We start from the raw sequence: 26,523 nt of genomic DNA on the forward strand, positions 1-26,523 counted from the left end.
GCCTTCATGTACTTGGATCGCGAGTGGTGAACGTGCCTGGTGGAAACCCGATGCTGCCAATGTGGCATTGGAGACGCTCAGCGTCTCCGATGCCACATTCGGGACACCGCGACGTGGCGCCACACGAATCACCACACCGCCCGGTTCGTCGACCCGGCGTACCCGGTGGCCCGAAGGACATCTTCGCGGCATTCGAAGTCGGCAAGTCATGAGGCAACTTCTTCTGGAGCGAGATAAGCGTTGCTGCACAAGGAAAACTCGGCGCGAGATTTCCATTCGGCGAACCCGTTTCGATCCTGGCCGCGAGTTTTTGTCGGTGTCCCGGTGCACAGTGTCGATCATCGGATTCGACGACTGGAGGAGCACCGATGTGCTGGCATTGCGACAACCCCGGGAAGACCCGCGACGACTACCTCGTGGAGGAGGTCCGTCCACTGATCCGGAAGCACGGCTGGATGGTGCAGACGGTCGAGAGCGGAATCGCACAACCCGCTCTCGCGTACACCGTCGGGCTCACCGACGCCGGGCTGCCGGAGCTCGCCGTCACCGGCCTGAGAGAGCGAAGATCCGGTCAGCTGCTGAACTATTTCGCCCGGCGGGTGGTCCGGTCGGGGCCGCCGGAGCCGGGTGAGGTGCTGCCCGCCGCGGTCGGATGGCCCGCGTTCGAGGTCGTTCCACTCGATACGCCGTCGGCGCACCTGCTCACCGCTGTGCTGATGTACGGCGAAGAATTCCGTGCCCTGCAACTGGTCTATGAGGACGAGCACGGCAATTGGCCGTGGGACAGGGAGTTCCGTGGCGGGACGGGTGGGCAGCCGGTGCTCGGGGCGCGGCGCCGTGCCTGAATCCCTACGGAACCGCGGGAGCCTCGCCCTCCCGCAGGCTGGTCCCCGGGGCCAGCCGCTGGACGGCGTCCTCCATGTGGGCTTCCAGCAACGACAGCGCGGTCTCTTCGTCGCCGGCCCGCAGGGCCTCGATGATCCGGGTGTGCTCGGTGACCCGCTCCTCGACCCGCTGGTAGGTCCCCTGCAACGCGGTGAGGCACATCCGGGTCTCGATCAGCAGGGTCCGGGCCATGCGCACGAGCCGTTTGCTGCCGGAGGCGGCGATCAGCGCCTCGTGGAAACGGAGGTCCGCCCAGGAGAGCGCGGTGGGATCGTCGTCGTCCGCGGCGGCGGCCATGGCGGCCACGGCCTGTTCGAGTTCGGTGGCGACCCGTTCCCGGTCGCCGCGCAGTGCCCGCAGCATCGCGGCGCGCTCGATGGCCGAGCGTGCCGAGTAGATGTCGTAGACGTCGCCGGGTTCGAGGTCGATCACGAACAGTCCGCGGTGGCGCTCGCTGCGCAGGAGTCCTTCGGAAACGAGGTGCTGCATCGCCTCTCGCAGCGGTCCCCGCGAGACCTGGAACCGGGAGGCCAGGTCCGTTTCACCGAGCTGGGTGCCGGGAGGGAGAGCGCCGGTCATGATCGCGTCCCGCAACTGGCGCGCGATGATCCCGGCGGTCGATTCCCGGCTGACCGGCTCGATATCCGGCAAGGACATGGTTCAGCTGCCCCTCTGCCCGAACAGCGCGCCCAGTGTGCGGACGAGCGGGGACTTCCCGGTCAGCCGCAGGCCCTCCCAGACGGTGACCTGATTGGCGGTCAGTACCGGCTTGCCGAGCCGGGTCTCGAGAGTGTTGATCTCGCCGAGTGTCCGCATGGCGGTGTCGGGGACGAGGAGCGCGTCGGCGGCCGGGTGGTCGCCGCTCGCCGCGAGCTCGATGACGGCCTCCGGGCTGAGTTCGCCGACCTCGGCGGCGGTGTCGATGTCCGCGCTGCCCATCGAGACCACCTCGATCCCACCTGCGCCGAGGAACTCGACGAACAGCCGGGCGACGTCGTCCGGATAGCTGGCGGCGACCGCGACCCGCCGGACGCGGAGGGCGTGAGCGGCGTGGACGAAGGCGAAAGAGGTGCTCGACGCCGGGACGCCGGCGACGGCGGCCAGCCGGTCGGCCTGGTCGCGGGCGCCATCCCAGCCGTAGACGAAGCTGCCACTGGTGCACGCCCAGACCACCGCGTCCGGCTCGTGCTTGGCCAGCAGCGCGGCGCCGTCGGCGAGACGGCTTTCGCTGCCGAGGTCCAGTAGCTCGGGCACGGCGTGCAGATCGGTCCCGTAGATGTGCTCGACGGGCAGCTTGATCCCGGCCATGTCGCCGCCGAGGAGCTGCTCCGCGAGCGGGTAGTCGTCTTCGGCCGCGTGATCGGGATAGATGAATCCGATCGTGGTCGTCTCGGACGGCGGCTCGGGTGGGCTGAACGGGGTGATGGGCACGGGACCTCCGGAGGACAGATTGTCGACAATCGTAGGCGAAGAGGTCAGTCGACCTCCCGGAGCCACTTGCCGGGCCCGACGATCGGCAGGTTCATCCGCCGGAGGCAGGCCCACATCGTGAGCTGGTTCGCGGTGAGGACGGGCTTGCCGAGCGCGCTTTCGAGCGGCTCGATCAGATCGTAGGTGGGGAGGTTGGTGCAACTGACGAAAATGGCTTCGGCGTCGGCGTGATCCGCGGCGAGGATGCGTTCGGCGATGGTCCGGTAGCTGACCTTCCAGATGCCGCCGCCCAGGCCGAGGTGATCGCTCGAGACGGTACGCACGCCGAGTTCGTCCAGGAAGTCGTGCAGCTTCCCGGTCAGGTCGCCGTCGTAGGGCGTCAGTACCGAGACGCGGTGGAGGTCGAGCTGGTGCAGGACCTCGGCCAGGGCGCCGGAGGTGGTGACGGCGTCCAGCGCGCCCGCGTCGCAGATCGCCTTGGTCAGCGAGCGTTCGTAGTCCACACCGTTGACGAAACTGCCGGAGGTGCACAGATAGGCGACGACTTCGGGCTCCACGTGGAGCACGTCTCTCGTGGCGGCGGCGAGGTGCCTGCTGTCACTGACGAGCTGGGCCATCTCCATGCTGACGGGCACGGGCTCGTACGGCGTCCGCGCCAGATGGAGGGAGACCTCCATGGGCACCCAGCGCCACAGTTCGCGTTCCAGGGCAAGGTCGAAGGGAGCGATCACGCCGATACCGCGCTGCGCCAACGGGCCTTCGAACTCCAGTAAGTCGAAATCCAAGTCTCAGCCTCCGGAAAGCTTCTGCTGTCACAGGTCCGGTGCTCCGGGGGTCGTTCCTCGGATTGTTGACAATCATACGAGCCACTTTTACGGTGTCAACGTGATCGCCTCGGAGACCCCTGTGCTGGCGGTGCTCTGCGGAGACACACGCCCACCGGACATGCGCGCTATCGAAGACGAAGCGGTGGTTCGTTACACCGACGAGGCCGGCTTGGCCGACGCGTTATCCGGAGCGGACGCGCTCTTCGTCTACGACTTCCTTTCGACCGCCGTCCCGGGTGCCTGGCACGCGGCCGACCGGCTGCGCTGGCTGCACATCGCCAGCGCGGGCGTCGACCCCGTGCTCTTCCCGGGGCTGCAGGAGAGCGACGTCGTGCTCACCAACTCGCGTGGCGTGTTCGACGGGGCGATAGCCGAGTACGTCCTCGGAGTCGTCCTCACGTTCGCCAAGGATTTCGTCCGTTCGTGGGACCTCCAGCGGCAAGGGCGGTGGAAGCACCGGGAGAGTGAACGGATCTCCGGCCGCCGGGTCCTCGTGGTCGGCACCGGGCCGATCGGCCGGTCGATCGCGCGGATGCTGCGGGCGGCCGGGATGTCGGTGGCGGGTGTCGGCCGCCGTCCTCGTGAGGGCGATCCGGACTTCGGGGACGTGTATTCCTCTTCGGACCTGACTCGCCACCTTCCCGAGGCGGACTACGTCGTCGCGGTCGCGCCGCTGACCGGGCAGACAAAGGGCATGTTCGACGCCGAAGCCTTCGCCGCGATGAAGCCCGGCGCCCGGTTCGTCAACGTCGGCCGCGGGGAACTGGTCGTCACTTCGGACCTGGTCGGCGCCCTGCGGGACGGCTCGCTCGGGGGTGCCGCGCTCGACGTCTTCGACACCGAGCCGCTGCCCGCCGAGAGTCCTTTGTGGACCATGGAGAACGTGCTGATCTCGCCGCACATGTCGGGCGACTTCGTCGGCTGGCGTAATACTCTGGTAGAGGTGTTCGCGGACAACTTCCGTCGCTGGCGCGCGGGGGAGCCGCTGCGCAACGTCGTGGACAAGCAGCTCGGATACGTGCCGTCGGAGACGCTTCGCCAAGGTTAGGGGCCGGATGAACGACACCAAGTTGACCGCGAGTGAGCTCGTCTCCGCGTATGCCACCGGGGAGCTGTCGCCGGTCGAGGCCACCCAGAACGCGTTGCGGGTCATCGAAGAACGCGACGGCGAGACCAACGCCTATTGCCTCGTCGACGCGGATGGAGCGCTCGAACAGGCGAAGGCGTCCGAGATCCGCTGGCGGGACGGCAATCCGATCGGCTGGCTCGACGGCGTCCCGGCCTCGATCAAGGACATGTTCCTGACGCAGGGCTGGCCGACGCTGCGCGGTTCGCGGTGCATCGACCCCGACCAGCCGTGGGACGTCGACAGCCCGGTCACCGCGCGGCTGCGTGAGAACGGCTTGGTGCTGCTGGGAAAGACCACGACGCCGGAACTCGCGTGGAAGGGCGTCACCGACAACACGCTGACCGGTATCACCCGCAACCCGCACGACCTGTCGACGACGGCGGGCGGGTCCAGCGGTGGGAGCGCCGCGGCGGTCGCGGCGGGGATGGGCGAGCTCTCCGTCGGCACGGACGGCGGCGGCTCGATCCGGATTCCGGCTTCGTTCTGCGGGATCGTCGGTCTCAAGCCGACACACGGCCGGATCCCGCTGTTCCCGGCGAGCCCGTTCGGACCGCTCTCGCACGCCGGCCCGATGGCGCGTTCGGTGGACGACACGGCACTGCTCCTCGACGTCCTCGCGATGCCCGACTACCGCGACCCGGCGGCACTCGCCCCGCCCGTCTCGACCTTCCGCGAAGCCGTCCGCCGGGACGTGCGCGGACTGAACGCCGCCTACTCGCCGACGCTCGGCTACGTCGACGTCGACCCGGAGGTCGCGGCGATCGTCAAGTCGGCTGTCCAGGCGCTGGGCGACGCGGGCCTGCACATCGAAGAGACCGACCCCGGCTTCGGCGACCCCAAAGCCGCCTTCGACATCCTGTGGTCGACGGGGGCGGCCAAGTGGCTGGACACCTTCCCCGCCGGTTCGGAGACCAAGGTCGATCCCGGGCTGCGGAAGGTGTGGGAGCTCGGCAAGACCTTCTCGGCGAGCGACTATCTCGGCGCCAACGCCGAGCGGGCCGCGCTGGGCATCCTGATGGGCGAGTTCCACACGCGCCACGACGTGCTGATCACGCCGACCCTCCCGATCGCCGCCTTCGAGGCCGGGCACGAGGTGCCGCCGGGCAGCGGGCTGAGCGGCTGGCCGGACTGGACGCCGTTCACCTATCCGTTCAACATGACCCAGCAGCCCGCCATCAGCGTCCCGGCGGGCCGCACCTCCGGCGGGCTCCCGGTCGGTCTCCAGATCGTCGGCCCGAGGCACTCCGACGACCTGGTGCTCGCGGTCGCGAAACTCCTCGAAGAGGTCCGTCCCTGGCCGTGACCAGCGGAAAGGGAGCAAGGGACCTTTGCTATCGCTTCTCGGGGCGGGGTCAGGGCCGGGTGGCGTGGGTCTTCCGGACGAGGCCGCGCACCTGGCCGCTGCACAGCGCGAGACAGGTGGCGGCCACGACCAGCGCGGCGCACGCGAGCAGGGTCGTGCCGACCCCGAAGTGCTGCGCGGCGGGCCCCGCCGCCATCTGCCCGAGGGGCAGGGCGATGAACGAACCGAGCATGTCGTAGGAGTAGACGCGCGCGAGTTTGTCCTCGGGCACGTTCTCCTGCAGCGAGACGTCCCACGCCACCACGAACTGCTCGATCGCCAGGCCCGAGACGAACATGGCCGCCAGCAGCAGCGGCAGCAACGGCGCCTGGCCGAGGAGGATCAACGGCGGCGCTTCGAAAAGGATCACCGCGACCCCGACGAACAGCGCGCGCCGCGGCTGCCAGCGGGCCACGAGGATCCCGCCGGCGAGCGAGCCGATCGTCTGCGCGGCGAGGGCGAACCCCCAGCCGGTGCGCCCGAAACTGCCGTCGGCGACGAGCGGGCCGAGCACCCCGATCCCGCCGGCGATGACGGCGTTCACCACCATGAACTGCACGACCACGACCCACACCCAGGTCCGTGACCGGAACTCGCGCCAGCCTTCGGCGAGTTCCGCCAGTGGACGGCTGCCGGGGACCCGCTCCCGGCGGTTGAGGCGGATGCGCCGGTAGGACAGGGCGGAGCCGAGGAACAGCAGCGCGTTGCCGCCGAGCGCCCAGCCGGGGCCGACCGCGGTGACCAGGATGCCGCCGAGTCCGGCGCCGGCGATCCGGCCGGAGTTCGAGAGCAGCCTGGCCAGGGCATTGGCCTGCGCCAGCAGGGCGGCGGGCACCGTCAACGGGGTCAGCGACGCCGAGGCGGGCGCCGAGATCGCGGCCACCGCGCCGTTGACCACGCTCAAGCCGACCAGCAGCGGGATCGAAGCGAATCCACAAAGGACGCTCGCCGCGATGAGCGCCTGGGTCAGCGTGGCGGCGACTTCGGTGCCTTGCAGGATCACCGAGCGTGGCAGCCGATCCGCCAGCACCCCGCCGAACAGCAGCAGGACGACGCTCGCCACCGACCGTGCCCCGACGACGATGCCGATGTCGACGGCCGAACCGGTCAGGTCGATCACCGCGAAAGCCAGCGCGAGCGGGGCGACGGCGTTGCCGAACTCCCCGAACGTGCGGCCGCCGATCAGCCACCGGAAGTTGTGGTGACGCAGCGGTTCACGCAAAGAGGTCACGGTCGCCTCATCTCGAACATCGCGACCGTCGCGCTGACCGGGATCGTCCCCCGGGTGCGGGGCGGTTTCGCGGCCGAGTGCAGAAGCTCGCTCAGTTCATGGGCGTGGGCGAGCGCCTTCTTCCAGGTCTCACGGTCGACCCACATCTCCACGTCGGCCGTCAGCCCGTGTTCGCCGCGGACGTGGAACTCGCTGCGGCGTTCGAGTTCGGAGGCCATCGTCGTGATGAGAAGCCGGTCCTCCTCCGGATTCATCGACGTGAACCGCGTCCCGGACTCCGGATCGTGCCGGTAGCGTTTCGCCAGCCCGCCCCGGATCCGGACCTCCTCGACGACGTCGAGCAGTCCGGCCTCGTGCAGCCGCCGCAGGTGATAGCTGACATTCGCTTGTGTCTCACCGAGTTCACGCGCGGCTTCGGCCGCACTCATCGCGGCACCGGTCAAAAGCGACAGAATACGCAGCCGGACGGGATGGGCGAGGACGCGCAATCCGTCGAGGCCGGGGGATTCGGGCATGCGGCCGAGTATCGACTGCCGGGACGCTGACCGTCAAACAGTTATTTGGGGGTTTCGTTGGCCGGGAGATCCGGTGCACTGATCCGATGTCTGTGCTCTGCTGGAGGGCATGCGTACGACGACATTGGGCAGGAGCGGCCTCGAGGTGTCGAGGATCGCCTTCGGCACCTGGCAGCTCGGCGGGGACTGGGGTTCGTTCGACGAGGACGCGGCGATCGCCGCGATCCACCACGCCCGCGAACTCGGGGTCACCTTCTTCGACACCGCTCAGGCCTACGGTTTCGGGAAATCCGAAGCGATGCTCGGGAAGGCGTTGCGCGAAGAACTCAAGCGCGACCGCGACAACCTGGTCATAGCAACGAAAGGCGGCATCAAGCCGCGTTCCGAACGGCCGCGTGACTCCCGGCGCGAGTGGCTGGCACAGGGGATCGAGGACAGCCTTCGGTACCTCGACATCGATCACATCGACCTCTACCAGATCCACTGGCCCGATTCCGACGCGCCCGCCGAGGAGACCGCGGGGATCCTGCAAGAGTTCGTCGACGCCGGGAAGATCCGGCATGTCGGTGTCTCGAACTACGACGCCGCGGGGCTGGCCGACTTCGACAGGACCCGCCCGGTGGAAACCCTTCAGCCGCCGTATCACCTGTTCCGCCGCGACCTCGAAACCGATCCTCTGCCGTACGCGCGGGAGAACGACATCGGCGTGCTCGTGTACAGCCCGCTGGGAAGTGGCCTGCTGACCGGATCCTTCACGCCGGAGACGACGTTCGAGAAAACCGACTGGCGTTCGCGGTCGTCGGCGTTCACCGGGGAGACCTTCCGGCGCAACCTCGCCATCGTCGACAGGCTCAAGGAATTCGCCGCGGGCAAAGGGATCTCGGTCAGTCAGCTCGCCATCGCCTGGACGCTCGCCCGGCCGGGTGTGCACGTCGCGATCGTGGGCGCGCGCAAGGCGGCCAACATCGAAGCCAGTCTCGCGGCGGCCGACGTCGAACTCTCCGTGGACGAACTCGCGGAGATCGACCGCCTCACCGCCGACGCCGTCCCCGTTTCGGGAGCGAGCCCCGAAGGTGTCGCCTAAAGCTTGAATTCGGTGCCGTCCAAAGGAAGTGAGGCGCCGCCGTCCAGTACGGCGGTGTGTTCCGGCGAGGCGGGATCGACCACCGGATTCGTGTTGTTCAGATGGGTGTACGCCCAGCGCGGGCCGGGCCGGAGCTTCGCGAGACTGCCGGTGATCGGCAGATGGCCCATCGCCAGCTGGGCGCCGTCACCGACTTTGGCCGCGGTGGCGCCCGACATCTCGTCCGGCGCGTAGAAGGTCCCGTCCAGCAACACCAGGCCGGCGTCGCGAGTGAAGTCGTCGAACCCGTCCGGCCAGCTCTTCAGGCAAGGCGCGTAGACGAAGACACCGCCGGTCTCGACGTCTTCGATCCGGTACGCGACCACCCACGGACCGTCCTCAGTGGACGAACGCGCGTACTTCGGCCGCTTGTCGCTCACGGGAAGCGTGCTCACCCGGAGCCCGTCGATGGAGACCTCCGACGACGGCAGCCACTCCCAGCCGCCGTAACCGTCGATGATCGACCGTGCGGGGAACTGCTCGGACAGCGCGCCCAGAACGGCCTCCGGTGCCCAGACCGGTAGCCCACCGGCCTCCCGCAGCAGGAGCAGGCCGAGTGAATGATCGAGCTCGGCGTCGGTGAGCAACACCCCTCGCAGCGGTATCTCTCTCGGCCCTGGCCCGGCCCGCAGCGGTGGCGTGGCGAGGATCTGCGCGCGGATGTCCGGTGACGCGTTAAGCAGGTACCAGCTCTCGCCGTCCGCGCTCACCGCGACACAGTCCTGCGTCCGCGGCGGCGCGCCCGAAACGCACAGAGCGCAGGCGCAGTTCCATTGCGGGAAGCCACCGCCCGCCGCTGTCCCGAGCAGGATCACCCTCATCGCGGCCCCCGCATCACGAGCTCATCCGTCTTCGGCGGTGTGGAGAGGATGAGATCGACGACGCCGCGATCCGGCGAACGTGAGCACACCGGGTCCGTAGCCGAGGCGTCACCGGTGAGCTGGAACGCCTGGCATCGGCAGCCGCCGAAGTCGATCGACCGCCGATCGCAGGTGCCGCAGGTGTCCGGCATCCAGTCCTCACCGCGGAAGGCGTTGAAGGAACTGGATTCGTACCAGATCCGTGCCAGCGGCTTGTCGCGGACGTTGTCGAACTCCAGTGTCTCGATCGCCGTCGACGCGGGACACGGCAGCACGTTCCCGTCGGGCGCCACGGTCAATTGCCGCGCGCCCCAGCCGTACATGCACGGCTTCGGGTACTGCTCGTAGTAGTCGGCGACGACGTAGATGATCTCCATGCGGCCACGCAGCCGATCGGTGGCCGCGCGCACGATCGGCTCGGCCTCGTCGAGCTGCCGCCGGGTGGGCATCAGGGCGTCGCGATTCCGCAGGGCCCAGCCGTAGTACTGCGTGTTGGCCAGTTCGAGCCGGTCCGCGCCCATTTCCTCGGCCAGGTCGATGATCCCGGCGAGCTGATCGTGGTTCTGCCGGTGCAGCACGACGTTCACCGAAAGCGGCAGCCCGGCCTTCTTGATCAGTTCGGCGGCGACCAGTTTCCGGTCGTGGGCCCGTGCGCCGGCGAGCCGGTCCGCGCGTGCGGCGGTCGCGCCCTGGACGGACAGCTGGATGTGCGCGATGCCGCGTTCGACGAGATCGTCCAATCTGGACCCGGTCAGCCCCAGCCCGGATGTCACCAGATTGACGTAGCAACCCAGTTTCGTGGCGTGCTCGACCAGGATGGGCAGGTCCGGCCGGGCGAGCGGTTCGCCGCCGGACATGTGCACCTGGAGCACGCCGAGTTCCCGTGCCTGCGTGAGCACGGACAGCCATTCCTCTGTGGACAGTTCGCCGTCACGGGCGATCAGCTCGACCGGGTTCGAGCAGTACGGGCAGTGCAGCGGGCAGCGATGGGTCAGCTCGGCGAGCATGCCCAGAGGCGGCGCCGCGGTGGAGGTGTTCAGGTCCATTCGACGATCCGCCGATCTCCCAGCCGGGACAGGACTTCCAGGATCTCTTCCTCGCGGACCCCGGCGTAGCGTTCGCGCAAAGCCGAAGCGATCGCCGCGACGTCCGCGACACCGTCGCAGAGCGAGAGCACGGCCGCGGCGGTCGGATTCGGGACGAGCACGCCTTCGGGGAACAGGAGGACGTGCGTTTCCCTGGTCTGGTCATAGCTCAGCCGGACTCCGCGCCGAAGCCGCGGCACCGAGTCCATTTCGAGGGTGGTCATCGCTACTCCTCGGCCGCGGCGCGCTCGATGGCGTCGAGCATGGACCAGAGCACGTCGGTCTTGAACGACAACGCGGCGATCGCCTTCTCCTGCTGCTCGCGGGTGACGGCGTGCCGTACGACGATGTCGAGCGTTCCCTTGCCCTCGCCGGAGACCTTGTCGATCCGGTTGGTGAAGTAATCGAGGTCTTCCCGCGCGATCCACGAATAGTTCGCCAGCATGTCGGCGACACGCCGCTGCATGAGATGGCCGGCGAACATTTCGGTCAGGCCCGAAGCGACCGCTTCGAGCCAAGGTTTCGTGCGGGCGAAATTCACATAGGCGTCGACGGCGAACCGTACGCCGGGGGCGAGGTGCCGCTGATCGAGAACCTCTTCGCGATCGAGTCCGACCGCGGCGCACAAACGGAGCCACCGCTCGATTCCACCGTCCCCGGCTTTCGTCCCGTCGTGATAGACGACGCGGTCGAGCCATTCCCGGCGGATTTCCGGCACCGGGCAGTTGCTGATGATCGCGGCGTCCTTCTGCGGGAGCACGTATTGGTAGTACCAGCGGTTCGCGGCCCAGATCTTCAGTTCGTGCTCGGACAGTTCGCCGTCGTGCATCCGCCGGTGGAAGGGATGAGTACCCCAATAGCGGTGGGAAAGTCCACGCAGGGCCGCGACGAATTCCGACGGCGACATCGGCGTGGCGGAAGGGGAAAGAGCCACGATGCTGCCTCCAACGGCTCGCTGATCGGGACGGCGGCACGGTGGTGGGGGACGGCCCCCACCACCGAGTGGGAAATCAGTCCTCCATACGGGCCGCGTAAGCGGTGACCTCCATGGGAGTTTCGTACTCGACGAAGTCCGGCGTGGTCCATACCTCGATGGTTTCGATCATCTTCTGCTCCTAACGTCCACATGGGATCGAACGGGGACGAGCCCCGTCACCCTAGAAGCGGGCCGCCGATTCTGACCAGACGCAAGGTCCAAGTTCTCGAGCCATTTTGTAAAGTTTCCTTCCTATGGCCGATCGAGCTGGCCCGATCGTCACCCTCGGCGCATACAACGGTTAACCGGACTCATCTGTGATAGCCCGTCCAGTGGTGTCCGTTTCATTCCACGGTGTGTTTCTATCCAACTCGACGGGTGCACCCCGACCACCCGTCTTCCGCCGCCATCCGAGCTCCAGGGGTGTAGCTGAAGGAGGCGTCTCATGTCCTTACGTCGTACTCTCACCTGCGCGTTCGCCGCCGCGACGGCCGCGTCTGCCGTGGCCGTCCCGGCCGCAGCCGCCGAAGCGCCGTCGGTCCAGGCGATCAAACAGATCGCGAGCGGCCTCAACCAGGCCTGGTCGATCGATTTCCTGCCCGACGGCACCGGCGTCTTCACGCAGAAGGACGCCAAGACGATCAGCAAGATCGACAAGGCGGGCAAGGTCACCACGGTCCAGACCATCCCCGGGGTGAGCGTCACCCCGGAGGCCGGCCTGCTCGGCATCGCCGTCTCGCCGAAATACGCCACCGACCAGACGGTCTTCATCTACTACACGACCAGCTCCGACAACCGGATCGCCAAGCTGAAGCTGGGCCAGGCGCCGACGCCGATCGTCACCGGTATCCCGCGTGGCGCGAACTTCCACCACGGCGGGCGGATCAGGTTCGGCCCCGACGGCTACCTCTACGCGGGTACCGGCGACGGCCAGAACGGCGCCAACGCGCAGAACAAGAACTCCCTCGGCGGCAAGGTCCTGCGGGTCACCACCGACGGCGCGCCCGCGCCGGGCAACCCGTTCAACAGCCGCGTCTACTCCTACGGCCACCGCAACGTCCAGGGCCTGACCTGGGCGAACGGGCAGCTGTACGTCTCCGACATCGGTGCGAACAAGCTCGACGAGCTGAACAAGGTCGAACCGGGCAAGAACTACGGCTGGCCGACCTGCGAAGGCCCGTGCAACACGGCGGGGATGACCAACCCGGTCAAGGCGTGGCCGACGTCTTCGGCGACGCCGAGCGGGCTGGCGGCGTACAAGGGCTCGCTGTACATGGCCTCGCTCAAGGGCGGCACGTTCAAGCTAGATCTGAACGGAAACGGCGGCAAGCTCTGGACCGACCTCGGCCGCACACGTGACGCGACCGCCGGTCCGGACGGACAGCTGTACACGATCACCCCGGGCGCCATCTACGTCTCCGACGGCAGCTAGTTCCGACGCGTTTAGTCCTCTGAATGCGGAAGAACGGCATTCAGAGGACTAAACGCGCGAGTCAGCTGCGCCCCACGGACGCGGCGTGTTCCAGCTCGGCGAGCGCGGTGTCCAGATGGGTCAGGATGCGCTGGAGATGCGGCACGCTCCGACGGCAGCCGGTGACGCCGAAGTCCAGGTTGTCCCCGTTGCTGGTCAGCGTGATGTTCAGCGCCTGCCCGTCGAGCAGCACGGACGCCGGGTAGATGCCGTCGAGCGACGCGCCGTTCCAGTACATCTGCTTTCGCGGCCCCGGCACGTTGGAGATCACCAGGTTGAACGGCGGTTTCGTATTGTTCACGAAACCAGGGATCGGCGACACGCCGAGCTGGGCGACGTTGATCCCGGACAGCAGCAGCGTCTGCAACGGGGTCAGCTCCGAGAACAGCTTCTTGCCATTGCGCATGGACGCGTTGATCGTGGCGAGCCGGGCGGCCGGGTCGGTCAGGTGGGTGGCGAGGTTGCACAGCAGCGCGCCGATGTTGTTGCCCGCCGCGTCCCCGCTGTCCTTGCGCCGCAGGGAAACGGGGACCATCGCGGTCAGCGGCGCGTCGGGGAGCGCGTTCTGTTCCATGAGGTAATCCCGTAGCGCGCCCGAGCACATCGCGAGGACGACGTCGTTGCGCGACACCCCGGCGGCGGTCGCCACCTTGCGCACCCGGTCCAGCGACCAGGACTGCGCGGCGAACCGGCGGGCCCCGCCGATCGGCACGTTCAGCATCGTCTTCGGCGCCTGCGCCGGCAGCGTGAGCGTGTGTTCCTGGAACGCCTCCCGCGCCACCTTCATCGCGGCGGGGGCGATGCCGGCGAGCTGGTTGACCGTCTTGCCGAAGGTACTGAGCACCGAGGGTGACGCCTTGCCGTTGCGACCGCCGTCCGGCTTGGGCCGACGGCCCCACGGCGGCGGGCAGTCGAGGTCGGCCGGGTCGTCCGACAGCGTGCCTTGCAGATGACGCAGCGCCGAGACGCCGTCCATCAGCGCGTGGTGGATCTTGCTGTAGATCGCGAACCGGCCGTCTTGCAGGCCTTCGACCAGGTGGATCTCCCACAGCGGGCGGTGCCTGTCGAGCAGGGTGCTGTGCCAGCGCCCGGTCAGCTCCAGCAGCTCGCGGATCCGGCCCGGCTGGGGCAGCGCCGAATGGCGGAAGTGGTAGTCGAGTTCGAGATCGCTGTCCGTCGCCCAGGCGACGTGGCCCGCGGTGTTGACCGGCCGGGCGGGACGACGGCGGAACACGTCGCGCATGTTGTCGGAATCGAGCAGTTTCCGGCGAAGGTCCCGCAGGTAGTCCGGTCCGGCGTCCTCGGGTTTCTTGAACAGTTGCAGACCGCCGACGTGCATCGGATGCTCGCGCGTTTCCACGAGGAGGAACATCGAGTCGGTGACGGGCATGAACGGCATCGTGGGGACCACCTTCCGCGCGGCGGCGTGCGAGCACGCCGGGTGCCAGAGTCTACGCACACCGAAACCACCTTCTCACGCTTTAGGGTGGCTCACATGACGATCCCGACCGATCCGCAGACGGGCAGGTTCGAGGTACGTTTTCCCGCCGAGAACCCATCAGGACAGTTCCGTCGGTCCGCCAACCATTTCGACGCGCGTATCACCGCGGACGGCCGCGACGGCTGGCCGGTGGAGGCGGGAAGGTACCGGCTGGTGGTCAGCCGGGCCTGCCCCTGGGCGAGCCGCGGGCTGATCGTCCGGCGGCTGCTCGGACTCGAGTCCGCGCTGAGCGTGGCCGTGGCCGATCCGATCCAGGACGACAAGAGCTGGCGGTTCACCCTCGATCCCGATGACCGGGATCCGGTGCTCGGCATCAAGTACCTGGCCGAGGCCTATCACGCGGCCGATCCGCACTATATGGGCGGGATCAGCGTTCCGGCCATTGTGGACATTCCGAGCAAGTGGCTGGTGAGCAACGACTATCCACAGATCACGCTCGATTTTTCCACCGAATGGACCAGCCACCACCGGCCCGGCGCGCCCGACCTCTACCCGGAGCGGCTGCGCGGCGAGATCGACGACGTCAACGTGGGTGTCTTCGCCGACGTGAACGCCGCCGTCTACCAGGCCGGGTTCGCGACCAAGCAGAGCGCGTACGACGACGCGTACCACCGGCTCTTCGCCATGCTGGACGCGCTTTCCGACCGGCTCGAAAGGCAGCGTTACCTCGTCGGCGACACGATCACCGAAGCGGACATCCGGTTGTTCACCACGCTCGTCCGATTCGACTCCGTCTACCACGGACACTTCAAGTGCAACCGGAACAAGCTGACCGAGCAGCCGGTGCTGTGGGCCTACGCCCGCGACCTCTTCCAAACACCGGGTTTCGGTGACACCGTCGATTTCGACCACATCAAGCGGCACTACCACGAGGTGCACGAGCAGGTGAACCCGACGCGGATCGTCCCTTTGGGACCGGAGCTGTCCGGCTGGACGACGCCGCATCACCGGGAGCAGCTGGGCGGGCGCCCGTTCGGCGACGGCACGCCGCCGGGACCGCCGCCCGAGGACGAACGGATCGAGGACACGGATGGAGCCACTTCCTGAACGTACCGACGTCGTCGTGATCGGCGGCGGCATCATCGGGGTCAGCTGCGCGTACCGGCTCGCCGCCGCCGGGGTCTCGGTGCTGCTGCTCGAACGCGACACGCTGGGCGCGGGCTCGACGGCGAAGGCGGCGGGCGGGATCAGGTCGTCGTTCACCACACGCGTCAACATCGAGATCGGGCTGCGCGGGCTGGCCGAGTACGCCTCGTTCGCGCAGACGTACGGGACCGAGATCGACTTCCGCCGCGACGGTTACCTGTACCTGGTCACCGACCCCGCGGACCTGCCCGAGTTCGAGCGCTGTGCCGCGTTGCAGAACTCCTACGGCGTCCGAAGCCGGCTCGTCGAGCCCGCCGAGGCGCGGCGGTTCTCCCCGCTGATCGACATCGAAGGCGTGGTCGCGGCGCTGTGGTCGCCGGACGACGCCAAGGCCACCCCGGACTCGGCGGTCCAGGGCTACGCACGGGCCGCCCGCGGGCACGGCGCGGTGCTGAAGACCGGCGTCGAGGTCGTCGGGATCGAACGCGACGGCGACGAGATCACCGGCGTCCGGACCGGCGACGGTTTCGTGCGGACGAACGCGGTGGTCTGCGCGGCGGGCGCGTGGTCGGGGCGGATCGGCGAATTCGCCGGTGTCGACCTCCCGGTGCGGCCGTACCGGCGGCAGGTGGTGTTCACCGGACCGGTCGCGGATCTGCCCGAATCGGTGCCGCTGACCATCGAGATGCCCTCGGCCTTCTACTTCCACCGCGAGGGCCTCGGCCTGGCGATGTCCTTCTGCGACGGTGACGGCGACCCCGGCTTCGACACCCGGTACCAGCCGGGCGACTGGCTGCCGAAGCTCGCCGAGATCGCCGCCCGGCGGGTGCCCGCGGTGCTCGACGCGGGGATCCGCGGCGGGTGGGCCGGGCTGTACGAGGTCACGCCCGACCGCAACCAGATCGTGGGGGAAAGCGTCCACCTTTCGCGGTTCTTCTACGCGACCGGGTTTTCGGGACACGGGTTCCAGATGGGCCCCGCCGTGGGGGAGCTCGTACGGGACCTCTACCTGGGGCGGGTCCCGGCCATCGACATCACCGGGCTCGACGTCCGCCGGTTCGCCGGCGACCGGGCCGTGACGAGGGAGCACAACATTGTCTGAGGACTTCGTCGAGGTCACCACCACCGCCGAGCTGCGCGAGATCCTGCCGCCGCCACTGGAGCGCACGGCGAACAAGGCGCGCCCGAAGCTGCACGAAATGGACCGTCAGTGGCTCGCGGAGTCACCGTTCGTGCTCATCGCGACGTCGGCGGCGGACGGCACCTGCGACGTCTCGCCGAAGGGTGACCCCGCCGGGTTCACGCTGGTGCTGAGCGACACCCGGATCGCGATCCCGGAGCGGCCGGGCAACCGGCGCGCCGACGGTTTCCACAACGTGCTGTCGAACCCGCACGTCGGGCTGATCTACCTGATCCCCGGCCGCGGCGACACGCTGCGCGTCAACGGCCGCGCGCGGCTCGTGCGGGCGGCGCCGTTCTTCGACGACATGATCGTGAAGGGCAGCAGGCCGAAGCTCGCGCTGGTGGTGGACATCGACGAGGTCTTCCACCACTGCCAGAAGGCGTTCATGCGGTCGAAGCTCTGGTCGCCGGAGAGCTGGACGCCCGAGGCGATGCCTTCGCGCGCGGAGATCGCGAAGACCTTCGAGCGGCCGGAGGAGAGCATGGCCGACCTTGAGGCGTACTACGCGCCGGACCGGTACGCGGCCGGCCTGTACTGACCTCGTGAGTGGTAAGGATGGTTAGAACCGTCCTTACCACTCACGAGGTCAGTGGCTGACGGTTGCTGGATCGTTGAACGATCTGGCACTATCGGCGGGGTGCCTTCACCCACCGGAGCCCAGCATCTGGCCGACGCGCTGACCGCTCTGGGGACCGAAGTCGTCTTCGGTCTCCCCGGGGTGCACAACCTGCCGTTATGGGAGGCGCTGGCCGATACGGACATCCGGCTCGTCGGGGTCCGGCATGAACAGACCGCCGGGTACGCGGCCGACGGATACGCCCGCGCGACGGGCAAGCTCGGCGTCGCGCTGGTGACCACGGGACCCGGCGCGGCGAACACGCTCGCCGCCGTCGGCGAGGCGATGGCTTCGGCCGCGCCCGTCCTGATCATCGCGACCGACATCCCGTCCACGCTGCGGCGGCCCGGCGTGGTCCGCGGAGTGCTGCACGAGACGTCGGACCAGCAGGCGATGTTCGCGCCGGTCACGAAGGCCGGGTTCACCGTCCCGAGCGCCGACCAGGTCGCCGCCACCCTCCACCGCGCGGCCCGGCTCGCGCTCCAGCCGCAGAGCGGGCCGGTCTACCTCGGCATCCCCACCGACTTCCTGTCGGAACGGACGCCGGCCCGCCGTCCGCCGAGGTCGCACGCCCGGCCGTCCGAGATCCCGGATCTCACCGAGGCCGAGGCGCTGCTCGCGGCCGCCGACAAGCCGCTGATCTGGGCGGGAGGCGGCGCGCTGCGCGCCGAGGCGGGCGAGGCGATCGGGAAGCTCGCCGAACGGCTGGCCGCTCCGGTGCTCACCACGTTCGGCGCGCGCGGGCTCCTGTCGGTCGACCACCCCTGCCTCGCCCCGAACCCGGTGCACGCGCCCGAGGTCGGCGCGCTGTGGGACGAGGCCGACGTCGTCCTCGCCATCGGCACCGACTTCGACGGGCTGATGACGCAGAACTGGCTGATGCCGCAGCCGAAGAAGCTCATCGCGATCAACGTCGACCCGGACGACGCGGCCAAGAACTACCAGCCGGACATCACGCTGGTCGGTGACGCCCGCGTGCTCACCGAGGCGCTGAAAGTCGAGGAACGATCCGGGATCGCGGCGCTCGTCGGCAGGCTCGCCAAGGTCTCCGCCCGGGTCCGGCAGCGGATCAAGGAAGAGGAACCGCAGGCCGCGGACCTCTTGTCCACTTTGGACGAAGTGCTGCCGCCCGACGCCGTCGTGGTCGCGGACATGTGCGTTGCCGGGTACTGGATCGGCGGGTTCCACCGCGTCCGGGCGCCGCGCAAGCTCGCGTATCCGATGGGCTGGGGCACGCTCGGCTACGGTTTCCCCGCCGCGCTCGGCGCGGGGGCCGCGGGCGGCGGCCGCGCGATCTGTGTCACCGGTGACGGTGGTTTCCTGTTCGGCTGCGGCGATCTCCACACGCTGGCGCAGGAACAGCTGCCGGTCACCACGATCGTCGTCGACGACGGCGGCTACGGGATGCTTCGCTACGACCAGGATCGTGCCGGGCTGCCGCGCCGTGGCGTCGACTGGGACAGCCCCGATTTCGTCGGCCTCGCGAGGTCTTTCGGCGTGCACGCGGACCGGGTCTCCGGATTCGGACGCGCGTTCCGACGGCTGCTCGGCGAGTTCGTCGAGTCCGACGAGCCGAACGTGCTGGTCGTCCGCGCGAAGATGGCGCCGCCGCTCAACACCTCGCCGCGCTGGTATCGCAAGGGGTCTTCGTGACCGGGCTCCGCGTCGGCGTGGACATCGGTGGCACGTTCACCGACCTCTGCGTCCTCGACGAGACCGGGGTCGTCGCCGTCGGCAAGGTGCTGACGACGCACGACGAACCCGCTCGCGCCGTCGAGGAAGGTCTCAAGAGGACACTCGCCGGTGCCGGGCTGGACGCGGGCGACGTCGAGCAGTTCGTGCACGGCACGACGCTGGTCACGAACGCGCTCATCGAACGTAAAGGGGCGCGCACGGCGCTGCTGGCGACCGCCGGTTTCCGTGACGTCCTGGAGATGCGGCGCGAGCATCGTTACGAACTGTACGACCTGCTCATCGAGTTGCCGACGCCGCTGGTCCCGCGTCACCTGCGCTTCGACGTCCCCGAGCGGATTCTCGCCGACGGGACAGTCCACAAAGGCCTGGACGAGGAGTACGTCGCGCGGCTCGGTCGCGAGCTCGACGCTCGCGGGATCGACGCCGTGGCGATCTGTTTCCTGCACGCCTTCACCAATCCCGCGCACGAACGGCGGGCCGCCGAGGTGCTCGCGGACGTCGCGCCGAGGCTGCGGGTCGCGCTGTCCAGCGAGGTCGTCCCCGAGATCCGCGAGTTCGAACGCACATCCACCACGGTCGCGAACGTCTACGTCCAAGACCTCACCGAACGCTATCTGCGTGACCTGGAACGGCGCCTGCACGAGGCCGGGGTGCGGCCGTCGCCGCACATCATGCTGTCCAACGGCGGCATCGCGACCGTCGACACGGCCGCGCGCTACCCGATCCGTATCCTCGAATCCGGTCCGGCGGGCGGGGCGCTGGCCGCGTCCGCGATCGGGGCCGCGGCCGGGGTCGAGGATCTGCTGGCCTTCGACATGGGCGGCACCACGGCGAAACTGTGCATGATCTCCGGCGGCGCGCCGCTGGTCACGCACGAGTTCGAAGTGGACCGGAAGTACCGGCTGCTGCCGGGGTCCGGACTGCCGGTCAAGGTCCCGGTCACCGACATGATCGAGATCGGCGTCGGCGGCGGCTCGATCGCCCGCATCGACGCGCTCGGCCTGCTCACCGTCGGCCCGGATTCGGCGGGGTCCGAGCCCGGCCCGGTCTGCTACGGGCGCGGCGGCGCCGAGCCCACCGTGACCGACGCCGACCTCGTGCTCGGCTACCTGGACCCCGGGTATTTCCTCGGCGGCGGAATGACTCTGGACGCCGAGGGCGCACGAGAGGCGATCCGCTCGAAGATCGCCGGACCGCTCGGCGTCAGCGTCGAAGAGGCCGCTTGGGGGATCCACGCCAGCGTCAACGAGGACATGGCCAACGCCGCCCGCGTCCACGCCGTCGAGCGCGGCAAGGATCCGGCGAAACTGCCGATGTTCACCTTCGGCGGCGCCGGACCGGTGCACGGGGTCGGCGTCGCGCGCGCACTCGGCGCACCCGAAGTGGTCGCCCCGCCGGCGGCCGGGGTGCTGAGCGCGGCGGGATTCCTCACCGCGCCGCTGGCCTTCGACTTCGTGCGCTCCGCTCGTTCGGCGGTTCTCGATCTCTCGTGGGAACAGGTCGACGCCTTGTTCGCCGAGATGGAGGCCGAAGGCAGGGAACTGCTGGAGAAGTCCGGTGTGGACGGTGCGCGGGTGACGCATCGCCGGATCGCCGAGATGCGGTACTCCGGACAGGGCTATGAGATCCGCGTGCCGGTCGAGCCGGGGGAGTGGCCGGAGTCGCTGGTCGACGCGTTCACCAAGACCTATCGGACGCTGTACCGGCGGATCGGACCGGACGTCGGAGTCGAGGTGCTCAACTGGCGCGTCGTTTCCAGCGGTCCGGCACCCGAAGTCACGCTGAAACTCGCGGGCGCCGAGGCGGAAGGCGACGCGCGCAAGGGAACTCGTCCGGCGTACTTTCCCGCCGAGGGTGGCTTTGTCGACACGGCGGTGTTCGACCGGTACCGGCTCAAACCAGGCGATCGCGTCGAGGGGCCGGCCATCGTGGAGGAGCGAGAGTCCACTGTGGTCGTTCCTCCGGGTGCTCACTGCGTGGTCGGCGAAGACGCCAGTCTGGTGGTGACGGTGTGAGCGTGGACCCGATCCTGGTGGGAGTGCTGGGAAACCGGCTGCACTCGATCCTGGCCGAACAGCAGAACGCGCTCGTCAACACGGCTTTCTCGTCCGTGGTGCGGGAATCACTGGACCTCGCCTGCGCGGTGTTCGACTCGCGCGGCGAGATGATCGGCCAGTCCGTCGGCGGAACCCCCGGCCACATCAACGCGATGGCGACCGGGATGCGACACTTCGTCGCCGCGTACCCGCCGGAGACCCTGGAACCCGGCGACGTCCTGCTCACCAACGATCCGTGGCAGACGGCCGGGCAGATCAACGACATCACCGTCGCGACGCCGGTGTTCCTGCGTGGACGGCTGGTCGCGTGGTTCGCTTCCTGTTGCCACGCCCCGGACATCGGCGGACGGCTGGTCTCGGCCGAGGCCACCGAGGTGTTCGAAGAGGGCCTGCGCCTGCCGATCATGAAGTTCCTGCGCGTGGGCGAGGTCAACGCGGATCTCGAACTGCTGATCCGCGCGAACGTCCGCACCCCGGAAGAGACCATCGGTGATCTGTACGCGCAGGTCACCGGGAACGAGGTCGGCGCCGCGAGTCTGGTGCGGCTGCTGGAGGAATTCGCTCTCGACACCCTCGACGACGTCGCCGCGGAGATCATGAACCGGTCCGAGCGCGCGCTGCGGGACGCGCTGGCGAAACTACCGGACGGCACCTACACCAGCGAATTGGCGACCGACGGGTTCGACGACGAGGAAGTCGTCCTCAAGGTCACCGTGACCATCGACGGCGACGAGATCCACCTCGACTTCGCCGGGTCTTCGCCGCAGAGCCGTCGTGGGATCAACGTCGTCCTGAACTACACCAGGGCGTACGCCTCGTTCGCGGTCAAGGCGGCCATTTCGCCGGAAGTGCCGCACAACGCGGGGTCGTTCCGGCCGGTGCACGTCACCGCGCCTGAGGGATCGGTGCTCAACTGCACGCCGCCCGCGCCGGTCGCGTCGCGGCATCTGATCGGGCACTTCCTGCCCTCGCTGCTGATCACCGCGCTGCGCGAAGCCTTGCCCGGAAACGCTTTGGCGCACAGCGCGGACGCGTTGTGGATGACGATCTGGCGCGGCACCGACGCCGAGGGCCGCGAGTTCATGCTCAACGTCTTCCAGACCGGCGGAATCGGCGCACGGTCCACAAAGGATGGTCTCAACACCACCGGATTCCCGAGCGGGCTGCGGTCCACCCCGACGGAGGTCATCGAGACGATGGCGCCGCTGATCCAGGGCGAGCGAGTGCTGCGCTCGGACTCCGGTGGTGCCGGGAAGTGGCGTGGCGGCCTGGGCCAGTGCACCACGATGGCGGCACGCGGCGAGATCTCCTGGAGTGTCAACGGGAACGTGGATCGCGTGCTTCGTCCTGCGTCCGGTGTGGACTCGGGGCATGATGGAGCCGTCGGCCGTTTCGAGCTGACTCGCGGCCCGTTGCCATCGAAGAGCAGGGTGAGCTTGAAGCCGTGCGACGTGGTGGACGTGTTCCTCCCGGGCGGCGGTGGTTACGGCGACCCGTTCGAGCGGGATCCGGAGGCCGTGCTCGCCGACGTCGTCGACAGGTACATCACGCCGAGAGCGGCGCGTGAACTTTACGGCGTCGAAGTCACCTACCACGGAGATCCCGAGGCGCTCGTGCGGCTTCCGGAGGACTACACGGCGGTTTCGCTGAGAGGGAGGAAATGAGCATGGGCCGGCTGGCAGGCAAGGTCGCGGTGGTCTTCGGTGGCGCGAGGGGCATCGGGCTCGCCACCGTGAAGGAGTTCGTCGCCGAAGGCGCGACCGTGTTCTCCAGCGACATCCGCGAAACCGCGGAAACGGTCGAGGGCGCCGCGCACTCCCTTGTGGACGCCACCGACGAAGACCAGGTCGACGAGTTCGTGCGCGGAGTGCTCGCCGAAACCGGCGGCCGGATCGACGTGCTGTTCAACAACGTCGGCATCCACCTCGGGAAACCCCTGTCCGACACGACACTGGCGGAGTTCGACAACATCTTCGCGCTGAACGTGCGGGCGGCCTTCCTCGGCACGCGCGCGGTGCTGCCGCACATGATCGCGAACAAGGCGGGCAGCATCATCACGACGTCGTCCAACGGCGGGGTGATGGGCCGCCCCGCCGACCCGGTGTACAACGCGACCAAGCACGCGCTGGTCGGCCTGACGAAGTCGATCGCCGTCGCGCACGCGCACCAGGGGATCCGCGCGAACACGGTCAACCCGGGCGCCATCGACACCGACATGCTGCGCGGCACGCTCATGTCACCGGAGGACTTCGAAGCCAAGCAACACCAGCTGACCGCGAGCACGCCAGCCGGACGGGTCGGCGAGGCTTGGGAGGTCGCGAAGGCCGTCGTCTTCCTGGCCAGCGACGAATCGCGGTTCGTCAACGGCGTCGCGCTCCCGATCGACGGCGGCAAGGCGGCGGGCGCCATGCCTGGGAACCGGTACAGTCTCGACTTCGAACTCGGTGTCAGGTAACGCCATGCCCACTCCTGCCGCCGAGGAGGCGCTGGCTCGCGACAGACCTTTGCTCGAACGGAGCGGGACCGCGGAACGGGTCGCTGAGATCCTGCGGCAGCGCATCACGGAAGGCGTCTTCCCGCCGGGGTCGAGGCTTTCCGAACCGTCGATCAGCGCCGCGCTGGGTGTTTCGCGCAACACGCTGCGCGAGTCCTTCCAATTGCTGGCGCACGAACGGCTCGCGGTGCACGAGCTCAACCGCGGCGTGTTCGTGCGCGAGCTGACCGCGCAGGACATCTCGGATCTCTACGTGATGCGGCGGGTCACCGAATGCGGTGCGCTACGGCGCGCGTCCGAACTGTCCACTGTGGATCTTTCCGCCGTCGCGGCCGCGGTGCGGGAAGGCCGGGCGGCGGCCGACGAAGACGACTGGCAGACCGTCGGGACCGCGAGTATCGCGTTCCACCAGGCGGTCGGCGATCTGGCGGGCAGCGAGCGGGTCAGCACGACGATGCGCCAGGTGCTGGCGGAGACGCGGCTTTTCTTCGTGCTGGCGGAGAACACGCGTGCGTTTTTCGAGCCGTTCCTGGCGCGGCACGAGCGGATCGTGCGGGACCTGGAGCGAGGACGGTTCGGGCCGGCGGAGACGGCGCTGGAGAAATACCTGCGGGATGCGGAGAAGCAGCTGCTGGCCGCTTACGAGCGGCGGGGTGCGTGAGGTGGTGCCGGGCCGCTTCCGGGCCGAAGACGTAACTCACGTGATCAGACACCGAACTCACGTGCTTGAGCACCGAACTCGCGTGCTTGAGCACGGAACTCGCGTGCTTGAGCACGGAACTCGCGTGCTTGAGCACGGAACTTGCGTGCTTGAGCACGGAACTCACGTGATTGAGCACGGAACTCGCGTGCTTGACCACGGAACTCGGGTGTGCGGTGTCTGGTCACGTGAGTTCCGGCTCTGGTCACGCGAGATCCGGCTCTGATCACGTGAGTTCGCCGTCCGATCACGCGAGATCGCTCGTCCCGCCCGGGCCCGCCATCCCTGCCCGGGACGCTATGAAAGGTCCTTTCCTTGCAAAATTTGCAAGGAAAGGACCTTTCATAGCGCGCGCGGAGGGAGTCAGCAGGTCAGGGAAGCACCGGCCCAGTCCGCGTGGTCGGAATCGACCCCGTCACCGCCGTCCGTGACGACCAGGTCCAGCACCTGCACCCCGCTCAACGGCGCGGAAAGCTGCTGGGCGGCCTGACCGCGCCTGAGCACACCGGTGTTCGCCAGCCGCTTGCCGTCGCCGAGGACCTCGAAGGCCACGCTGCCTCCGGCCTTCTCGTCGTCGACTCCGGCAGAGGACGCGAACGACGTGCATCCGCCGCCGAGGTAGATCCGGACCTTCGACGTCGCGTGGACGCCCAGCCCGTCGTCGTAGGTCACCCCGCCGATGCTCATCCGGCGGCCGTCACCGGCGTCCGATTCACCGTTGCTGGTCCCGCGCTCCACCGGCCCGTAGCCGTTTTCCGCGATCATGAACGCCGCCTTCGACAGCGCGCTCGTCCCGGCGGCCGGGGCTTTCACCAGGGGAGCGCTTCCGCTCGCGGTCAACGTCCGCGCGCCCGAGGACGTCCGGTAGTCGATCCGCCCGGAGACGTCGACGCGGTCACCGGAGGGGGACGACGGGCGCACGGTCCAGCTCTGTTCCCACGACTTCCCCGGCGCGACGGCGGGGACCCGCACCTCTGTCCGGCCGTCCGGCTTCCAGCCCGCCCCGACGGTCAGCTTCACCGTGCCCGAACGCACCGGAGTACGGCCGTCGTTGAACACCTTGAGCGTCGTGGTGAACGGCTTGTCGATGGCGACGTATCCGGGTGACTGCAAGGAAAGCGTCGTATGCGGCGCGGCGTCCGGCCGGTTCGACGGCCAGACGCGGAACGTCGCCGATCCGTGGCCCGGCAATCCGGCCCGCAGCGTTCCGGCCGACTCGGTCTCGCCGCCGCTCCACAGATCCCGGACCCGGTAGCCGGAGGCGGCCGGGGCACCGATCTCCCCGGCGGTGGTGGACACGGCCGCCGGGGCACCGCCGCGGTTGAACAGCACGACGACCTTCGACCCGTCGGACATCGGCTTGGCCCAGACCTCGGTGTCACCGTCGTCGCGGACCTTGTGGCCCTGCTTGCCGCCCCAATCCTGGTTGACCGCGAGAAGATCCTTGTTCAGCAGGATCTTCTTGGTCGCTTCGGACATCGAGCGCAGGTCGTTGCCCGCCAGCAGCGGGGCGTTGAGCAGTGACCAGAGCGCGAAGTGGGAGCGGTATTCCGTGTCGGTCATGCCGCCGTTGCCGACTTCGAGCATGTCCGGATCGTTCCAGCCGCCCGGTCCGGAGTAGGCCTCCAGGCCGACCTGCTGGTCGATGATGTCCGTCATGCTCTTCCAGGTGTCGCTGATGTCGCCGGTGGTGCGCCACAGCTGCGCCCCGGCGTTCTTGCCCCATTCCCAGGGCTTGTTCTGGCCCCATTCGCACAGGGCGTAGAGGATCGGGCGGCCCACTTTCTTCAGTGCCTCGCCCATTTTCGTGTAGCGCTCCAGCGCGGGGCGGCCCTGGTTGTTGCAGTTGTCGTATTTGAGGTAGTCGACGCCCCAATCCGCGAACGTTTGGGCATCGGCGTCTTCGTGGTCGAGCGAGCCCGGCATGGTCCGCGCGCAGGTTTCCGTGCCGGCGCTGGTGTAGATCCCGAGCTTCAGGCCCTTGCCGTGGACGTAGTCGGCCAAGGCCTTGATACCGCTGGGGAATCGGGTCCGGTGCGGTTCGTACTTCCCGTCGGGCGTGCGGTTCTTTTCGGCCCAGCAGTCGTCGACGTTGACGTACTGGTAGCCCGCGGCCTTCATCCCGGACGACACCATGGCGTCGGCGGTTTCCCTGATCAGCTGTTCGTTGATGTCGCAGCCGAACTTGTTCCAGCTGTTCCAGCCCATCGGCGGGGTCGAGACCGGGGGTGGTTGGCTTTCGGTGGCCGCCGCCGGAACGGCGCAGAGGGCGGTGAGGGTGCAAGCAGCGACGAGCGCGCCAGCGAGACGACGCAT

The 26,523-nt window shown here is 68.5% G+C and carries 25 protein-coding genes; 13 read left to right on the top strand and 12 right to left on the bottom strand.

Going from position 1 to position 26,523, the window contains the following annotated elements:
* Positions 1–368 precede the first annotated feature (368 nt).
* Positions 369–845 (top strand): DUF4262 domain-containing protein, encoded by a 477-nt coding sequence (locus tag ACFWMR_RS28465; RefSeq protein ID WP_093932768.1) that lies wholly within the window; start codon positions 369–371, stop codon positions 843–845.
* Positions 846–849: 4 nt separating this feature from the next.
* Here the strand turns inward: ACFWMR_RS28465 and ACFWMR_RS28470 are convergent, their stop codons facing one another.
* Genes ACFWMR_RS28470 through ACFWMR_RS28480 form a run of 3 tightly spaced genes read right to left on the bottom strand, consistent with a single transcriptional unit; the run spans position 850 to position 3,101 of the window.
* The gene (locus ACFWMR_RS28470; RefSeq protein ID WP_093932769.1) at positions 850–1,542 is read right to left on the bottom strand and encodes a GntR family transcriptional regulator; all 693 of its coding nucleotides are present in this window, start codon (positions 1,540–1,542) and stop codon (positions 850–852) included.
* 3 nt (positions 1,543–1,545) lie between these two features.
* A complete protein-coding gene (locus ACFWMR_RS28475) occupies positions 1,546–2,316 on the bottom strand; it encodes a maleate cis-trans isomerase family protein (RefSeq protein ID WP_378274909.1) in 771 nt (256 codons plus the stop codon).
* A 44-nt stretch (positions 2,317–2,360) separates the two neighbouring features.
* A complete protein-coding gene (locus tag ACFWMR_RS28480; protein ID WP_093932771.1) occupies positions 2,361–3,101 on the bottom strand; it encodes a maleate cis-trans isomerase family protein in 741 nt (246 codons plus the stop codon).
* Between the two features lie 100 nt (positions 3,102–3,201).
* Between ACFWMR_RS28480 and ACFWMR_RS28485 the strand changes: the two genes are divergently transcribed.
* Both ACFWMR_RS28485 and ACFWMR_RS28490 read left to right on the top strand, forming a co-directional pair.
* Entirely contained in the window at positions 3,202–4,191 is a 990-nt protein-coding gene (locus tag ACFWMR_RS28485) for a D-2-hydroxyacid dehydrogenase (RefSeq protein ID WP_378274910.1), read from the top strand.
* A 7-nt stretch (positions 4,192–4,198) separates the two neighbouring features.
* The gene (locus tag ACFWMR_RS28490; protein ID WP_378380582.1) at positions 4,199–5,575 is read left to right on the top strand and encodes an amidase; all 1,377 of its coding nucleotides are present in this window, start codon (positions 4,199–4,201) and stop codon (positions 5,573–5,575) included.
* Between the two features lie 49 nt (positions 5,576–5,624).
* Here the strand turns inward: ACFWMR_RS28490 and ACFWMR_RS28495 are convergent, their stop codons facing one another.
* Entirely contained in the window at positions 5,625–6,845 is a 1,221-nt protein-coding gene (locus tag ACFWMR_RS28495) for an MFS transporter (RefSeq protein WP_378274912.1), read from the bottom strand.
* Complete coding sequence (locus tag ACFWMR_RS28500) at positions 6,842–7,360, bottom strand: helix-turn-helix domain-containing protein (protein WP_378380583.1); 519 nt, start codon at positions 7,358–7,360, stop codon at positions 6,842–6,844. Before ACFWMR_RS28500 ends, ACFWMR_RS28495 begins: the two co-directional genes overlap by 4 nt.
* A 109-nt stretch (positions 7,361–7,469) precedes the next feature.
* On the opposite strand from ACFWMR_RS28500, the gene ACFWMR_RS28505 reads away from it, so the two are divergent.
* The gene (locus tag ACFWMR_RS28505; protein WP_378380584.1) at positions 7,470–8,444 is read left to right on the top strand and encodes an aldo/keto reductase; all 975 of its coding nucleotides are present in this window, start codon (positions 7,470–7,472) and stop codon (positions 8,442–8,444) included.
* On the opposite strand, the gene pqqB is transcribed toward ACFWMR_RS28505, so the two are convergent.
* The 5 genes from pqqB to pqqA form a co-directional block, all read right to left on the bottom strand.
* On the bottom strand, positions 8,441–9,304 hold the full coding sequence (pqqB, locus tag ACFWMR_RS28510) for a pyrroloquinoline quinone biosynthesis protein PqqB (RefSeq protein ID WP_378380585.1): 864 nt from the start codon (positions 9,302–9,304) through the stop codon (positions 8,441–8,443). The genes ACFWMR_RS28505 and pqqB overlap by 4 nt on opposite strands.
* On the bottom strand, positions 9,301–10,389 hold the full coding sequence (gene pqqE, locus ACFWMR_RS28515; protein WP_378380586.1) for a pyrroloquinoline quinone biosynthesis protein PqqE: 1,089 nt from the start codon (positions 10,387–10,389) through the stop codon (positions 9,301–9,303). Before pqqE ends, pqqB begins: the two co-directional genes overlap by 4 nt.
* The gene (gene pqqD, locus ACFWMR_RS28520) at positions 10,380–10,652 is read right to left on the bottom strand and encodes a pyrroloquinoline quinone biosynthesis peptide chaperone PqqD (RefSeq protein WP_378380587.1); all 273 of its coding nucleotides are present in this window, start codon (positions 10,650–10,652) and stop codon (positions 10,380–10,382) included. Before pqqD ends, pqqE begins: the two co-directional genes overlap by 10 nt.
* A gap of 2 nt (positions 10,653–10,654) precedes the next feature.
* The gene (gene pqqC / locus ACFWMR_RS28525) at positions 10,655–11,335 is read right to left on the bottom strand and encodes a pyrroloquinoline-quinone synthase PqqC (RefSeq protein WP_378380606.1); all 681 of its coding nucleotides are present in this window, start codon (positions 11,333–11,335) and stop codon (positions 10,655–10,657) included.
* A gap of 103 nt (positions 11,336–11,438) precedes the next feature.
* Positions 11,439–11,534: a pyrroloquinoline quinone precursor peptide PqqA gene (pqqA, locus tag ACFWMR_RS28530; protein ID WP_007033797.1), complete on the bottom strand. Its 96-nt coding sequence runs from the start codon at positions 11,532–11,534 to the stop codon at positions 11,439–11,441.
* A gap of 315 nt (positions 11,535–11,849) precedes the next feature.
* Between pqqA and ACFWMR_RS28535 the strand changes: the two genes are divergently transcribed.
* Positions 11,850–12,836 (top strand): PQQ-dependent sugar dehydrogenase, encoded by a 987-nt coding sequence (locus tag ACFWMR_RS28535; RefSeq protein ID WP_093932781.1) that lies wholly within the window; start codon positions 11,850–11,852, stop codon positions 12,834–12,836.
* A 61-nt stretch (positions 12,837–12,897) separates the two neighbouring features.
* On the opposite strand, the gene ACFWMR_RS28540 is transcribed toward ACFWMR_RS28535, so the two are convergent.
* Entirely contained in the window at positions 12,898–14,274 is a 1,377-nt protein-coding gene (locus tag ACFWMR_RS28540; RefSeq protein ID WP_378380607.1) for a WS/DGAT/MGAT family O-acyltransferase, read from the bottom strand.
* A 96-nt stretch (positions 14,275–14,370) separates the two neighbouring features.
* On the opposite strand from ACFWMR_RS28540, the gene ACFWMR_RS28545 reads away from it, so the two are divergent.
* The 8 genes from ACFWMR_RS28545 (at position 14,371) to ACFWMR_RS28580 (ending at position 24,168) form a co-directional block, all read left to right on the top strand.
* Entirely contained in the window at positions 14,371–15,423 is a 1,053-nt protein-coding gene (locus ACFWMR_RS28545; protein WP_378380588.1) for a glutathione S-transferase family protein, read from the top strand.
* Positions 15,407–16,564 carry an NAD(P)/FAD-dependent oxidoreductase gene (locus tag ACFWMR_RS28550; RefSeq protein ID WP_378380590.1) on the top strand — a complete coding sequence of 386 codons (1,158 nt, stop codon included), beginning with the start codon at positions 15,407–15,409 and terminating at the stop codon, positions 16,562–16,564. Before ACFWMR_RS28545 ends, ACFWMR_RS28550 begins: the two co-directional genes overlap by 17 nt.
* The gene (locus tag ACFWMR_RS28555) at positions 16,557–17,183 is read left to right on the top strand and encodes a pyridoxamine 5'-phosphate oxidase family protein (protein ID WP_378380591.1); all 627 of its coding nucleotides are present in this window, start codon (positions 16,557–16,559) and stop codon (positions 17,181–17,183) included. Before ACFWMR_RS28550 ends, ACFWMR_RS28555 begins: the two co-directional genes overlap by 8 nt.
* A 99-nt stretch (positions 17,184–17,282) precedes the next feature.
* Positions 17,283–18,914, top strand: a complete 1,632-nt coding sequence (locus tag ACFWMR_RS28560) for a thiamine pyrophosphate-binding protein (protein WP_378380592.1) — start codon at positions 17,283–17,285, stop codon at positions 18,912–18,914.
* Positions 18,911–20,971 carry a hydantoinase/oxoprolinase family protein gene (locus tag ACFWMR_RS28565; RefSeq protein WP_378380593.1) on the top strand — a complete coding sequence of 687 codons (2,061 nt, stop codon included), beginning with the start codon at positions 18,911–18,913 and terminating at the stop codon, positions 20,969–20,971. Before ACFWMR_RS28560 ends, ACFWMR_RS28565 begins: the two co-directional genes overlap by 4 nt.
* Positions 20,968–22,677, top strand: coding sequence for a hydantoinase B/oxoprolinase family protein (locus ACFWMR_RS28570; RefSeq protein ID WP_378380594.1), 1,710 nt, complete (start codon positions 20,968–20,970; stop codon positions 22,675–22,677). Before ACFWMR_RS28565 ends, ACFWMR_RS28570 begins: the two co-directional genes overlap by 4 nt.
* 2 nt (positions 22,678–22,679) lie before the next feature.
* Complete coding sequence (locus tag ACFWMR_RS28575; RefSeq protein ID WP_167406008.1) at positions 22,680–23,468, top strand: SDR family NAD(P)-dependent oxidoreductase; 789 nt, start codon at positions 22,680–22,682, stop codon at positions 23,466–23,468.
* A gap of 4 nt (positions 23,469–23,472) precedes the next feature.
* Positions 23,473–24,168, top strand: a complete 696-nt coding sequence (locus tag ACFWMR_RS28580; RefSeq protein WP_378380595.1) for a GntR family transcriptional regulator — start codon at positions 23,473–23,475, stop codon at positions 24,166–24,168.
* Between the two features lie 402 nt (positions 24,169–24,570).
* On the opposite strand, the gene ACFWMR_RS28585 is transcribed toward ACFWMR_RS28580, so the two are convergent.
* Positions 24,571–26,523: an NPCBM/NEW2 domain-containing protein gene (locus ACFWMR_RS28585; protein WP_378380596.1), complete on the bottom strand. Its 1,953-nt coding sequence runs from the start codon at positions 26,521–26,523 to the stop codon at positions 24,571–24,573.

This window comes from Amycolatopsis thailandensis, assembly GCF_042723255.1.
Classification (GTDB): Bacteria; Actinomycetota; Actinomycetes; order Mycobacteriales; family Pseudonocardiaceae; genus Amycolatopsis; species Amycolatopsis thailandensis.